At 60.9% G+C, this 13,836-nt stretch carries 9 protein-coding genes and 1 pseudogene; 7 read left to right on the top strand and 3 right to left on the bottom strand.

Going from position 1 to position 13,836, the window contains the following annotated elements; genetic code table 11:
• A pseudogene (locus QOC89_RS23350) lies at positions 1-273 on the bottom strand (hypothetical protein); the annotation flags it as partial.
• A gap of 707 nt (positions 274-980) precedes the next feature.
• Here QOC89_RS23350 and QOC89_RS23345 point away from each other — a divergent pair.
• Both QOC89_RS23345 and QOC89_RS23340 read left to right on the top strand, forming a co-directional pair.
• On the top strand, positions 981-2,060 hold the full coding sequence (locus QOC89_RS23345) for an EAL domain-containing protein (protein WP_323047184.1): 1,080 nt from the start codon (positions 981-983) through the stop codon (positions 2,058-2,060).
• A 15-nt stretch (positions 2,061-2,075) separates the two neighbouring features.
• Entirely contained in the window at positions 2,076-3,932 is a 1,857-nt protein-coding gene (locus tag QOC89_RS23340) for a diguanylate cyclase domain-containing protein (RefSeq protein ID WP_323047183.1), read from the top strand.
• Between the two features lie 14 nt (positions 3,933-3,946).
• Here QOC89_RS23340 and QOC89_RS23335 read toward each other — a convergent pair whose 3' ends face one another.
• A complete protein-coding gene (locus QOC89_RS23335; RefSeq protein ID WP_323047182.1) occupies positions 3,947-5,398 on the bottom strand; it encodes a PLP-dependent aminotransferase family protein in 1,452 nt (483 codons plus the stop codon).
• Positions 5,399-5,641: 243 nt separating this feature from the next.
• Here QOC89_RS23335 and QOC89_RS23330 point away from each other — a divergent pair, with 243 nt between their 5' ends.
• The 4 genes from QOC89_RS23330 to QOC89_RS23315 all read left to right on the top strand — a co-directional run bounded on the left by QOC89_RS23330 (position 5,642) and on the right by QOC89_RS23315 (position 11,354).
• A complete protein-coding gene (locus tag QOC89_RS23330) occupies positions 5,642-7,198 on the top strand; it encodes an EAL domain-containing protein (RefSeq protein WP_323047181.1) in 1,557 nt (518 codons plus the stop codon).
• 60 nt (positions 7,199-7,258) lie between these two features.
• A complete protein-coding gene (locus QOC89_RS23325; protein WP_323047180.1) occupies positions 7,259-8,710 on the top strand; it encodes a PLP-dependent aminotransferase family protein in 1,452 nt (483 codons plus the stop codon).
• 329 nt (positions 8,711-9,039) lie between these two features.
• Positions 9,040-9,999 (top strand): carbon-nitrogen hydrolase family protein, encoded by a 960-nt coding sequence (locus QOC89_RS23320; RefSeq protein WP_323047179.1) that lies wholly within the window; start codon positions 9,040-9,042, stop codon positions 9,997-9,999.
• A gap of 62 nt (positions 10,000-10,061) precedes the next feature.
• Positions 10,062-11,354: an MFS transporter gene (locus tag QOC89_RS23315; RefSeq protein WP_323047178.1), complete on the top strand. Its 1,293-nt coding sequence runs from the start codon at positions 10,062-10,064 to the stop codon at positions 11,352-11,354.
• A 99-nt stretch (positions 11,355-11,453) separates the two neighbouring features.
• Here the strand turns inward: QOC89_RS23315 and QOC89_RS23310 are convergent, their stop codons facing one another.
• On the bottom strand, positions 11,454-12,368 hold the full coding sequence (locus QOC89_RS23310) for a LysR family transcriptional regulator (protein ID WP_323047177.1): 915 nt from the start codon (positions 12,366-12,368) through the stop codon (positions 11,454-11,456).
• A gap of 179 nt (positions 12,369-12,547) precedes the next feature.
• Here QOC89_RS23310 and QOC89_RS23305 point away from each other — a divergent pair.
• A partial coding sequence (locus QOC89_RS23305; protein WP_323047176.1) for a hydantoinase/oxoprolinase family protein occupies positions 12,548-13,836 on the top strand: 1,289 nt, incomplete at its 3' end.

The raw sequence follows: 13,836 nt of genomic DNA, 5'->3' as shown, positions 1-13,836 counted from the left end.
ACTTTCTGACGCGCGGGGTGCCCAGTCATATTCGACACGGGCAACACGAATTGTGCTGCAGCAAGGTTTATCAACGGCGCACATTGTCAGGCGTTGAAAGCCGGAACGAGCCACCGCGGAACTTGCGCAGTATCGAAATGACTTACGAGTGCCCAATGTCTTGACGCCGGTTGGCTTGCCACGCAGGTTTCGATCGAGCCCGACAACACAACCCACCAGCACTGCCGCGACCATGCGCAAGATCGCCTGAAGCAATAGTACGTGTGAAATCATCGGCATCCCCGCTAAGGTTTCCAGCTGACGTCGCATTCGGCCAGCACCTGGCTGCTTACTGTAGTCTAGCGTCGAAGGGAAGGACACTGCTTGAGCGTCAAACGCCGCTCTGGGACACGGAGCATTCCTCCGGATTGCTGCGATAATTGGTGGCGGCTTCTCGGCCAGCCACATCTGCCCATATAACGAATTCGCCTTAAGAAGCTTTGAATTCGACGTAAGCTTAGGTATGCAACGAGGAGGCTTCTGGTTGTCATGAAGCAAACGACAGGATTGACCCCGGATCACGGTCACGTTGCCAACCGATGAACGTCGCTTTCACCAATGGCGGGCTGAATTCGGTGCAGGGACTCCAGCTCGTTATGCCGACAGGTACCACTGTTGTGCAGGCTGCGGGCTGCGACGACCTCGGAGTGAATCACTCCATTGTGATAAGTGCTCCATATGTCGCAGTCATTCCGGCGGGGGCGCAGTTCGCCACGATCGCTGACGACGATCCCGAGGGATGGGTTATCGCACTCAAAAGGGGCGTACTTGGGCAAGTCATAACCGGGCCGGCCAAGCCTGCCTCAGCGAATTGCCGCGCCGACTTACCCCGCGTGTGACGGTGGATCTGATACGCATGTTTTGACACGCAACTGCTACTCGTTTTCGAAACGCAGTCAGGTCATAGTACGCAGCACAAATAACGGTGCGAAAGCAACTTCATGCAATTTTTCCAACGCTGCACAGCACGAATGCGCCGGTTGCGACCTGTATTCGATGGGCATCTTGAAGTGACGGTGACTGTTGCTGTTGCGTTGAGCGTGGCTGGATTGCTCGCGGCCAGCCTGATCGCATCTCGAGACGCCGTGGTGCTGGTTGTCGCGCTATCGGCTTGCTCCGCGGCTGTGTACGTTAGTTATCTGGTTCGCCCAAAAGCAAGATTGCGGCGCGCGGCGCTCATCGGTCTTCGCCGCGGGGAGTTCTATGTTGTCTATCAGCCCATTGTGGACATTCGCACGCGACATTGCGTCGGGCTGGAAGCCTTGCTCCGGTGGGACCATCCAAAGTTCGGAGTTGGGGGCCCCGCGCAGTTCATTGGAGGACTCGAAGGCACGCGTCTGCTCTGCGTGTTGACCCGTTTCGTGCTGCGCGAGGCGAATAGCGCACTGGCCCAACTGCCGTTTGTTCAGCACTGGCATATATCGGTAAATATCTGCGCCCGGCATCTGATGGATGACCGCTTTGTCGAGGATATCTGTGAGTCCGCCGGTCCGATGCTGGAGCGCCTCGTTCTGGAACTCACCGAGCGCAGTTGCGTCGCGCGTACGCCGCGGGTTGTCGGGGCGCTTAGCCATTTGCGGCAACGCGACGTACGTCTGTCACTTGACGATTTCGGCACCGGCTTCAGCAATCTGGACCTACTCGCGGACTTTCGGTTCGATCACGTGAAAGTAGACCGGAGATTTCTAGCTATGCGCGGCGAAGCGCGCATCCAGTTTCTGAAGTCAGTAGCTGCGTTGGTGCATTCACTTGGTGCGAAAGTTGTCGTGGAAGGCGTGGAGAGCGCTGCAGAACACGATGTGGTGCAGCGCTCGGGAATCGACCTCGCGCAGGGATACTGGTATGGGAAGCCGATGGCAATCGATCAACTTCGCGCCTTTGCGTCGGCGAAGACGCCGATAAGCGCGTTACACAATCTGACCGGAACGGAGCATGGAGTGCAAGACGAATGCATCATGGATGCGCCGCCGCCGCCGCCGCCGCCGCAGCCGCAGCCGCAGCAGCAACGACAACAACGATAACCAGCCGGCGCCGCCATGCCACCAGAAACCGACTACGATCAGTACTTTGAACGCGTGACCCGAGTCACCGCGCGCGCGCTGAATCTACCAATATCCGTCGTATGTCTCGACAGAATGGGCCAGCCAGAAGTCATAGGCGCAAGCGGGTGCGAACGGGACATCGTGTTCCATGTGGAGTCATACTATAACCGGACGCTCCAATGCGAGGAACCGTTCGTCGTCAGGGATGCGTTGTCCGATGCGGAGCTTGCGCGGGGGTCGCTGGCAACCACCGAATTGGGAATCCGCTTTTTCGCTGGCATTGCGCTGCGCCTACCGTGCGGCAAACCTATCGGTATGCTATGCGTGATGCACTCGCTACCGCGGCGCTTCACGCGCAAACAGCGTCAGATGCTGGTAGATCTCGGGCAAACGATCCAGCACGAAGTTGCCCTGCGCAAGCTGGACAGCTCCGATCGTTTGCAGGTACTTCAGGCAATCGACCGGCTTCAGGCCCAACATGCGCTTTACGTCGAGACGTTCCATCGGACTCCGGTTGCTATCGCGCATATTGGAAGGGACTGGGAGTGGTGGCACATGAATGACGCCTGCGTGAAATTCTTCGCGCACTCGCGCGCTCCGCTGACGAAAACAAACATACTTGATCTGCTGGATGCGAGCGACCGGACCAGGCTTGAACAGGTCGTGCGGGCACTCGATCATGGCCGAGGGGTCGAGGCCCTGACGCTGGACGTAACGTTCCGGTTGCGCAACAAGCAAAGTAAGCCAGCGCGAGTGCAGGTGGCATTGAAGCAGGTGGGGTCGACCGGCAACGGAGGCTGGCTGTTTGTCATTCACGATACCCAGGCGGAGCAACGGGAGAAAATCGCGCGCGATGCGCGGGAGGCTGCGTTGCATAGGGCAGCCCATGAGGCCTCGGAAGTTCTGCGCAGGTCGCATGAGCAACTGACGACCGCCGAGCGACAATTGGGAGCCACGCGCGTAGATTTGCGCGCCATCGCTGACAATCTGCCGGTGCTGGTCGCTTATGTCGACGGTGAGCGGCGTTATCGGTTTGCCAATTCAACCTATCGCGAGTGGTTTGGGTTGGACCCGGAGGAGATCGTGGGACGGCTCGCCCACGAGGTTCTGGACGCTGGCTATTTTGCTGCCATCGAGCCGTACGTCCAACGCGCGCTCAATGGCGAAAGGGTCGAGTACGAGGTTGGAGCGACGCTTAACGGGAGTCAACGTGTCCTGCGTGGTGTGCTGGTGCCGCGTTGCGTCGACGATCAGTCGTCTGACGGATACTACCTGCTGGTGCAGGATGTGACGGAGCGAAAGGCGTTGCTCGATCGCCTGCGGCATCAGGCGTTCCACGACCCGCTGACCGGCCTGCCGAACAGACGCTCGTTCCTCGAGAGGCTAGATGAGGCATGCGCAGCAGGCGGCGACGGTGTGGCTGCCATCATGTTTATCGACCTGGACGGCTTCAAGGCTGTGAACGATACGTACGGGCATCAGTGCGGCGACGAAGTACTGGTTGAAACCGCGCGCCGGATCAGCCGCTGCGTGCGTGGCGGGGATCTGGTCGCGCGGCATGCCGGGGATGAGTTCACCGTGCTGCTGACCGGCCCCGAAATCGATCGTGCAGCGCTGGAGAGAATCGCACGTGCAATCCTGCTGACACTAAGCCGGCCCATAACGTTCGGGGCGAAGGTCGTGCGGTTATCGGCCAGTATCGGGATGCTGCTGCGCGGCCAGGCAGCGTCATTGAGTGGGGAAACCCTGTTACGCGCGGCGGATGCCGCAATGTATCGTGCGAAAGTCGCAGGCAAGGCGCGTATTGTCGTGCACGAGCTTCGCGATTCACCGGCCGGCGTGCCGGGTTGAGATCGACGCGCGTATCATGCCGGCCGAACCGGACCGGCCAGCTTTGCGCCGCAATGCGCTTCATCGGCGCACAGGGCACCTAGTGTCGCAACCGCTTTATCGAGCCGCGCCGACCACGGATATCCATAGTTCAGACGCACATGGTGTCGAAAGGCGCCGTCCGCAGAGAACACAGGTCCGGGCGCGATACTGATGCCACGGTTGAGCGCAGCCTGGAAGAGGTGTATCGAGTCTGCGTAATCCGGTAGTACCACCCACGTGAAATAGCCGCCGTCAGACCTCGTCGCCATCGTATTGGCCGGGAAATACCGGCTAATCGCGTCGAGCATTTGCGATTGCTGAAGGGCCAGCTCGCGACGTAGTTTGTGCAGGAAACGTTCGTAGCCGCCGTGCTCCAGATAGTCGGCGATTGCGCGCTGCGCCGGGACGCTGGCCGATAGGGTGGTCATCCATTTCGCACGTTGCAGGCTACCCGCGAACCTTCCGGCTGCCGCCCAGCCGATGCGATATCCGGGCGCAAGGCACTTCGCGAACGATCCACAATGGATGACCAGACCTTTGCGGTCGAAGAATTTGGCCGGACGCACCGGGTCGGGGCCAAAATGCAGTTCGGTATAGACGTCATCCTCGATGAGCGGCACGTCGTGTCTGGCGAGCAGATCAACCAGCGCCTGCTTCCTGGAATCGTCTAATGTCACCCCGGTCGGATTGTGGAACGAGGTCATGAACCAGCAGGCGCGGACCGGATGTTGCTGCAGTGCACGCGCGAGCGCATCGAGATCATGCCCCTTCGCAGGGTCGACAGGAATCTCCACCACGTTCAGCCTGAGACGCTCGATAGCCTGCAGCGCTGCATAGAACGTCGGCTTTTCGATCACGATCACGTCGCCTGGAGCGGTGAGCAACTGGGCGCTTAGCGTCAGGGCTTCGAGTGCACCGCTCGTAATGATTATCTCGTCGACGGGCACCGTCATACCCATCCTCAGGTAACGCAACGAAATCTGCTGGCGCAATCCCTCGTGCCCTGGCGGCAATCCGTCGGCCATGCTGGCCAGGTCCGTTGCACGATTGACCGTCGCGCATGACTTTCCGACGCGCGTCATTGGAAACAGCGAAGGGCTCAAGAAAGCCGAACCAAGTGGAACAGTTTCGGGCTGCCTGATCGTCTTGAGGACTTCAAAGACAAGGTCGCTGATATTGACGGTCTTCGGGTCGGTGCCCGGAGAGGTCTCAGGCCTTGGCCGCGCCAATTCTATGGCAGCTGGCGACACGAAATAGCCGGAACGCGGGCGCGCTTTAATCAAACCCCGACTTTCGAGCAGGTAATAGGCACGAAATACCGTCGCGGGGCTCACGCCCCAAGCCTTGCACGCCGCGCGCACCGAAGGGATACGCGCGCCGGGTGGCAGATCACCGCGCTTGATGAGCCCACTGAGTTGGTCGGCCAGCCGCTCGTACCGTTTCAACTTGTACTCCTCACAGATAACACCGTTGCGGGCGTCGGATCCGCCCCGGTAGCACGCACTCACGCTTGTAAGAATGCCACTTATCTATCTGATACGGCCTTTCTTTTGCAATCTGCTTCTATTGCGAACGCACACACGCTGGCAAAGTGCGGCGCAGACAGGTTCCGCATCTTTCGATGTTTCGCCTCCGCGTAGGTCCCATCGATAACGATTTCCAGGCCGAATTCTTTTAGCGAAAAATCAATGGCATTTGGGTTCCCGGTATCAACCATCAGATGCAGCGCCTTCATCGCGCTTCGTGGCGCCTCGAGTCGGGGGTTCGCAGTCGTCCTGGTCATCTGCGCAGGCGCCTCGCTCGCTCTTGCAGCTCCGCCCGCAACTGGCTCGAGCCGCAGTCCTTCGTTTGAAAGCAACGTCTGGCAGCAATTGACGGACTGGCTTGCCGGTCCACCGGCGCCCGCGACTCATTTCGGCTCAGCCTGCGCGTCCATTGCGCCGTTTCCCACTATTCCCGCCGCGCTTGCCGGACCGGTTGCTGGTCCGATGCCTTTATTGACTAATACTTGCGATTCGCTCGACGACACGCGTGGCGGTGCGCCCAGCACCGCTGCTGCGATGGCCAGTTCGGGGCCGAACGTTGTGACGCTGCTTAGAGAACTGCGGTGGCAAATCAGCGCCCACGCGGCGGCAGAACGAAACGGCCTTTTGGCCTCTGGCGCGGTGGCCGGTACCGCGTCGTGGGTCGATCGCGCGGAGCAGGCGCCGGAACCGTCGGCGATGTCGCTCCCGGATTGCTCATTGGGTACGGGTTGCGAACCACAAGCGGTCTCACCTTCGATCGATACCGACACACTCGTCTCGGCGCAGCCTTTGGCGAGCACGGCTGCGCAGCGTCCATCAGCATGGACCATATTGAGATTTATACTGTGGCCGATTCTAGTGGCGCTCCTGGTCGTTCTTGTCGGTTGGGCCCTCACAAGGTGGTTTCGCTACGACACGTCCCTGCTGCGTGCAGCGCGTGCTGGGCTGCGTCGTGGCCGGTTCCATGTTGAGTATCAACCTGTCGTCGGCGTGCGGCGGGCCAGGTGCGTCGGCGTCGAAGCGTTACTGCGATGGGACAACGAGAAATATGGCGCGCTGGGGCCGGCCCACTACATGAAGTTCATTGAGAGCAGTAGCCTGATCGGGCCAATGACGCGATTCGTCCTGTCGCGTGCCGCTCAGGATCTGCAGGAAATCGGCGCTCCGAAATCGCTCTACCTGGGCGTTACCGCCCCCGCTTCTTACCTGGTAAGTTCCGCGTTCATCGCGGACCTGGGCGACATTGGTTCCCTCGGTCTTCCGCCGCTGATACTGAAGGTCGGGGCAGACAGCGCGAGGAAGTTCAGAAAACGTCTCATCCCGATGATGGCGCAGGCGCGTAATAAAGGAATGCGTTTTGCCCTGTCGGGCGTGCGTCCCACCGACGTCGGACTTGAACTGCCGCCAGAGATGACCTTTGAGATGGTGAAGCTTGACAGGGAAGTGCTGGGAATGGATCCCGATGATCGCTCCAGACAGATCAGTGCGTTGACGAGCATGGGCCATGAGATGGGCGCCGTGGTCGTGGTCGAAGGCATTGAGAACGCGACGCATCACAACATCGCGCGGGCAAGCCGGGCCGAATTCGGTCAAGGCTTCTTCTACAGCCGTGCACTCGGCGCCAGCCGGTTGAAGGAATTTCTCCAGACCGCCAACGCCCCGTCCTCAAAGCCAGCGGGAGCTGCAACCGTGCTCGGCTGGCGGGTCCGAAATTTCTAATGAGGCATTCCGCCCGCAACCGCAGCGACCCGAGTGAACCGTAATTAGCATGACATAATAATGAAGCGCTATCTCCAGCTGGCGGCAGAGTTCGAAAACCTGATTGCGAGCGGTACGCTTGAGCCCGGCGTGCGGCTCCCGTCGGTGCGCCAGGCGAGCGGTTCGTACCGCGTCAGCCCGTCAACGGTTTTCCAGGCTTACTACACGCTCGAACGAAGAGGCCTGATCGTCGCAAGACCTCGGTCTGGTTATTTCGTCGCAAGTCGGCCTGCGCTAACGAAATCACTAACGATAGTTCCAAAGCGCAGTATTGACGAGGCGGATGGCGACAGTTTGGTTATCCGCTTCATGAAGGCTCAACGTCGATGCGCGCATCCGGGGCTTGGCTCTTCGGAGCCAAGCGCCCAACTGTTCCCGTTTGGACAGATCTCGCGCTCGTTGACTGCGGCGACCCGGAGTATGGCGAGTTCCCAGAATGCCTTGTCAGCGGGAAAGGCTGAAGCAGATCTGCGTCGCCAGATCGCCCTGCGCTACATTGTCACAGGCGTTACCGTTCCAATCGATGAGGTTGTTGTGACGAGCGGCGCGCTCGACGCACTGATATTGTGTTTGCAGGTTCTGACGCAGCCTGGCGACACCATCGCAATAGAACGGCCCGCTTTCCATGCTGTGCAAGATGCGGTTCAGCGCCTGCATCTGAAGGCCGTGGAGATCCCTGTCGATCCACACCGTGGACTCGACCTCGGCGCATTAGCGGAGGCGTTGCGGCACCATCCGGTACGGGCTTGCTGGTTTATGACGACCCTGCACCAGCCTACCGGCGCGACGCTCTCCGATGAACGGAAGGAGGCGCTCGTGAGGCTGCTGGCAAAACATGGTGTGCCGCTAATCGAGGACGACGTATTCCGCGAACTGCATTTTGGCTTGACGCCCGCGTATCCGGCGAAGCGCTTCGATTCTCACGGCCTCGTGCTGCACTGCGGTTCGTTTTCGAAGAGCCTGGCGCCCGGACTGCGCCTCGGTTGGGTAGCGGCGGGGCGATACGCCGCGAGAGTTGAGCACGCGCGTTGGCTGACCATGGCCCCGGCGTCCGTGCCCGCGCAATGCGCCATTGCCGACTACCTTGAGCATGGGGACTACGACCGGCTTCTACGCAAACTGCGTCGCGAGCTGGCGTGCCTTCAGACCCGGATGGTGGCCGCTGTCGTCAGGTACTTCCCCCCGGGGACATTAGTGGTCCGGCCGCCGGGCGGATTCTTTCTATGGGTGGAACTTCCGGAAGGAGTCGAAGCAGTGCAATTGTTCGAGATGGCGGAAGCGCACGAAATTGCGATAGCACCTGGTGCAATCTTTTCATGCAGCCGCGAATTTCGCCGTCACATCCGCCTTAACTATGGTCGTCCGTGGACCCCCGACGTTGAAAAGGAGATGCACACTTTGGGCATGTTGGCGAGGCGAGCAATGGCTGAGCAGGGGACAGCCCGACATACCGGGCGCGAAGGAGCGGAATAAATAGCCATGCGCCGCCACCTTCCACCAGCGCCTTCGACGGGCCGTTGATACAACGCCCTGTGCCTACAAATGCGGTCGATAGGACCATTTATGGCAGTGGTTCGGTCCATGGTTTTGGCGAGCCTATGATCAGGCCGTTCGCTCACTGTGCCCCAACACGTGGCGCGGCAAAGACGCCGTCTGAGCGGTGAGTTGCGACGCACGCATGACGCCCAGCGAACCTCGAAAATCGCATGAACCGGTTATTTTCGCGGTAAGTGAGAAGCCGGTTACGTCCCGAGGGAAGCGGCTCAACGCTCTCCAACACCTATTAGCGCAGGAATTCCCGCATGAAAGTAGCCGTGATACAGGCCGCGCCCGTTCCCTTCGAGAGGGCGGCGACAATCATCAAAGCATGCACCGCGATCGACGATGCCGCGAAACAGGGCGCACAGCTCGCAGTCTTTCCTGAAGCGTTCGTGTCCGGCTATCCATATTGGTCGATGTTTGTGCAGGCGTACGATCTCAGAGGCTTGCGCGAGTCGTCGCGCCCCGTCATCGAACTGGGCCGGAAGCTGGTTGCGCAAGCAGTGAACATCGGCGCGGGAGACCTGGCTCCGATTCAGGAGCGATGCCGTGACAATGCCTGCTCCGTCGTGCTTGGCATGAACGAAGTAGCGGGTGGAACGCTGTACAACTCGCAGGCTTTTATCGACGCCTCTGGCGCCATAGCGGGTGTCAGACGCAAGCTGCTGCCTACGCTGCAGGAAAAAATGCTCTATGGGCAAGGCGACGGCAGCGATCTCAGCGTGTTCGAACTGGGCGGCCGGCGCGTCGGCGGATTGATCTGCTTCGAGAATATCAATCCGTTATTCCGTTACGCGCTGCAGGCCCAAGGGCAGGAAATCCACGTCGGCGCCTGGCCAGGAGGCGCCCATTGGTCGCTCGATGCGATGGACGCCGCAGCGCGCCAGTACGCGATCGAAGGTCAGTGCTTCGTCCTTTCGCCAACCGCCGTGCTCACTCAGGACATGCTCGATGTTTTGGGCGAATTCGGTGGGACCGACTTAAAGTTGGGCGGCGGCTCGTCGTCGGTGGTCGCGCCGAATGGCAAATACCTTTGCAGAGCCACGGCTGACAGCGAACAGATTCTGTTTGCCGACCTCGATTTTCAGTTGCTCCGCGACATGAAGCGACTCGTGGACGGCGCCGGACATTATTCGCGACCCGACGTGCTGAAGCTGCTGCTGGACAAAACACCGAAAACGTCGCTGCAGCCATTCACAAGCGCGCATTTCACCACGAACTGATCAGGACCTTTCCCGGGCCTTATCAACATGAACTCAATCCATTGCATCACAGGAGTATTGGCATGAAGCGGTCGCTTTCGCTTGATGGTTCGACACCGACGAAGGGGGTCGACGGCGCGGAACCGGCGGACATAACGCGCTATCGGCGCGTCGTGGCCGCGTCCGCGCTTGGCTGGGGACTCGACGGTTTCGATCACACGATGTTTGCGCTCGCGCTCGGCGCGATTCTGACTTCGCTCCATTTATCTATCGGGATCGGTGGGACGATCGCGACGGCGAGTCTCGTTGCCTCCGCCATCGGCGGTATGTTCGGCGGTGCACTGGCCGACCGCTATGGCCGCGTGCGCGTGCTGGTGTGGGTGGTGGTGGGCTTCAGCGTTACCACCGCGATGACCGCGACCGCACAGAACGCCACGCAACTGGTGCTGTGGCGCACGCTCGAAGGATTGTGCTTCGGTGCGGAGTGGCCGGTGGGCGTTGCGCTGCTGTCCGAATATGCGCGCGCCGAAAGCCGCGGCCGATTGATGGCGTTCATGCAGAGCGCCTACTCGGTCGGTTGGGCCGGATCGACTATTGCCAATTTTGTGGTGTTCTCGCTCGCGCCGCCTGAAACTGCATGGCGTTGGCTATTCATTCTAGGATTGCTTCCGGCGCTCGCGATCTTCGTCATTCGTCGTGGCATAGAGGACCGCGTCGATCCGGCGCGCACCGGCAAACCGCTGAATCCTTTTCAGGGTATTGCCCGGCTGTTTCATCGGGACCTGCGCGCGGCGACGCTATCGTCGACCGTGTTCCTCGTCGGCATCCAGGGCAACTACTACGCGATTATGTCGTTCCTGCCGCTGTATCTGGCAACGGAACGCGGCCTGCACGTCGCGGGCACGACCACCTTCATGTTGATCCAGATTGTCGGTGGCTTCATCGGCTACATTGGCAGCGGGTTCTTTCACGACCGATTCGGACGCAGGCCGACCCAGACCACGGCGATCCTGTTCTCGATGTCGAGCGTGGCCGCATTTCTGTATACACCCGTGCAATCGCTGACGATGGGTTATGTCCTGGTGTTCATGGTCGGCATGAGCATTTCGTCGGCTGCGGGCGGGCTCGGCTCGATTCTCTCCGAGCAGTTTCCGACCGCCGCCCGGGGGGCCGGGGTAGGCTTCACTTATAACGTCGGACGCGGCGTAGCGGCTTTCGGTCCGATGCTGATCGGCTTCATGTCGAGCCGCTATGGTCTGGGCTGGTCGATGATGGTCGTCGGCATGTGCCTGTCGTCGCTTTCGACGATTGCCCTATGGACGCTGTCCGAGACCCGCGGCAAGGATATCGTTCACGACACGGGCGCCCGGCAGTAAGCCGCTTTCAACAATCACGGTCCCGCGCTCGCATTCATTCACCGCGGGACCGTGATTGTGATGTGAATGATCACGACCCCCGTTTATCGTCGCGACTTCTCACCCACGTTGAGTATTTTCCTGAAAACGCCGCGTGACATATTGACGAAGCCACGTATGCCCCGGGTCGTTCTGATAACGCTCGTGCCAGTAGAGCGAGATCTGAATGGGCGGCACCGCGAGCGGCACGGGCCGGATCACGAGTCCATGACCGCCTAGCATCTGCGCGATTCTCTGCGGGATATTGGCAATCAGATCGGACTGTGCGACGACAAACGGCGCGGCCAGGTAACTGGACAGCGTCATGTTCACCGTGCGGCGCTTGCCAAACTGTTCCAGCCGCCGGTCGAGCAGTTCTCCAGCATTGCGGGTGTGCGCCGCCAGATCGATATGCCCGTAGTCGAGCCACGCGTCGAGATCCCATTCGCGGGTCAGGCACGGGTGGCCCTCGCGCACCACGCACACCACCGGGTCATCGAACAGCGGCCGCATTCTCAGCGTGTCGGCAGGCTCGGGATAGTAGCCCGCAACAAATTCCACGTGATTCGACTCCAGCATCGCGAGCCCGTGATGCGGCCGCGCGGCCAGCACGGTCAGCGCGATGTGCGGCGCGTCCTGCGCAAGCGTCGACGCGAGCGCGGGCAGCAACGCGAACTGCACATAGTCGGTCGCATACAGCGTAAATGCGCGGCGCGACTCGGCCGGATCGAAGTCGAGCCGGTCGAGCGTGACGTCGAGCCATTGCTCGACGAGCGGCTGGAACTGCTGCCCGAGCGCGATCGCGCGATCGGTGAGGCGCGCGTTGTTGCCTTCGCGGATCAGCAGCGGATCGTTGAATACCCGCCTGAGTCGCGAGAGCGCCGCGCTCATCGCCGATTGCGTGATACCGAGCCTTTCGGCCGCGCGCGAAACATTGGCGCAGCGCACCAGCGCATCGAGATGCAGCAGCAGGTTCAAATCCGGAATTTTTTCCATGTCCTACAAATTTGGTAGATACGGGTATTTATGGCGGCGCTTAGCCGTTGCAGGCAATCGCTTTAGCATGCTCTCACTGTCTCGCCGATATGAAAGCTTAGCGCAACTCAAAAGATCTTTTGCGCCGGGGCCACATTGTCGGGAGACGAGCATCGACTTCTCCAGCAAGGGCTTCAACCATGTATCGAATCGGCATTGATGTCGGCGGCACCTTCACCGACTTTGTGGTTACCGACGAACGCAGCGGCGAAACCGTCTTCCACAAGCTTCCGTCCACCCCGCATGACCCATCGGAAGCAATCGCGAGCGGCATCGAGGCGTTGCTCCAGATGCGCGGCATCGACCCGCGCGACGTGTCGCACATAGGCCACGGCACGACCGTCGCGACCAATCTGATCATCGAGCGCAAGGGCGCGGCGACCGGCCTCATCACGACCGCCGGGTTTCGCGACGTGCTCGAAATCGGTCGTCAAACCCGTCCGCATCTTTACGACTACAACGTCGGCAAGGCGCCCGCGCTGATTGCCCGCGCCAACCGCCTCGAAGTGCCGGAGCGCCTCGACGCCCAAGGCAATGTGCTCGTCGCGCTCGACGAAGCCGCGGTGCGCGACGCCGCGCGGCAACTACGCGACGCGGATGTTCAGGCCGTCACGATCTGCTTTCTGCATGCATATCGAAATCCGGTGCACGAGCAGCGCGCGCGGGAGATCGTCGCCGAAGAATTCCCGCAAGCGTACATCAGCATCTCGAGCGACGTGCTGCCCGAATTTCGCGAGTACGAACGCCTGTCGACGACCGCGCTCAACGCGACGGTCGGCCCGAAAATGGCGCTGTATCTCCAGCGTTTCCTGAACCGCGTACGTGAGCTGGGCGTCGCGCGCGCGCCGTCGACGATCCATTCGAACGGCGGTCTGATGTCGATCGATACGGTGCGCCAGTTCCCGGTGCGCACCTGCCTGTCCGGCCCGGCGGCGGGCGTGGTCGGTGCCGCGGCCGTCGGGCGCACGATCGGCTTTCGCAATCTGGTCACGTTCGACGTCGGCGGCACTAGCACCGACGTGTCGCTGATTCACGACGGCATGCCGCTCTTCACGTCGACGCGCGCGGTCGCGGGATATCCGGTCAAGACGCCGATGGTCGATATCCATGTGATCGGCGCGGGCGGCGGCAGCATCGCGGCGATCGACGACGCCGGTTCGCTGAAGGTCGGCCCGCATAGCGCGGGCGCGGTCCCGGGTCCCGTCAGCTACATGCGCGGCGGCACCGAGCCGACCCTCACCGATGCCGAAGTCGCGCTGCAGCGTTTGAACCCGGTCGCGTTGCTCAACGGCCGCATGCCGGTCGATGCGGAGGGCGCGCGCCGCGTGATCCGCGAGCGCATCGCCCAGCCGCTGTCGCTCACGACCGAAGATGCCGCCGAGGGAATCATCCGCATCGCCAACGCGAACATGGCACGCGCGATCCGTTC

The sequence above is a fragment of the Paraburkholderia sp. genome (assembly GCF_034668105.1).
In the GTDB taxonomy this organism is placed as follows: Bacteria; Pseudomonadota; Gammaproteobacteria; order Burkholderiales; family Burkholderiaceae; genus Paraburkholderia.
The sequence above is the reverse complement of the archived record's forward strand: the minus strand, read 5'-3'. Positions and strand labels throughout refer to the sequence as shown.

What these genes read in the sequence shown, in the direction of transcription:
- QOC89_RS23340 (WP_323047183.1), top strand. Translation starts at nt 2,076, where the DNA reads ATGCCACCAGAAACCGACTACGATCAGTACTTTGAACGCGTGACCCGA.
- QOC89_RS23310 (WP_323047177.1), bottom strand. Translation starts at nt 12,368, where the DNA reads ATGGAAAAAATTCCGGATTTGAACCTGCTGCTGCATCTCGATGCGCTG.
- QOC89_RS23330 (WP_323047181.1), top strand. Translation starts at nt 5,642, where the DNA reads ATGGCATTTGGGTTCCCGGTATCAACCATCAGATGCAGCGCCTTCATC.
- QOC89_RS23320 (WP_323047179.1), top strand. Translation starts at nt 9,040, where the DNA reads ATGAAAGTAGCCGTGATACAGGCCGCGCCCGTTCCCTTCGAGAGGGCG.
- QOC89_RS23325 (WP_323047180.1), top strand. Translation starts at nt 7,259, where the DNA reads ATGAAGCGCTATCTCCAGCTGGCGGCAGAGTTCGAAAACCTGATTGCG.
- QOC89_RS23345 (WP_323047184.1), top strand. Translation starts at nt 981, where the DNA reads ATGCAATTTTTCCAACGCTGCACAGCACGAATGCGCCGGTTGCGACCT.
- QOC89_RS23315 (WP_323047178.1), top strand. Translation starts at nt 10,062, where the DNA reads ATGAAGCGGTCGCTTTCGCTTGATGGTTCGACACCGACGAAGGGGGTC.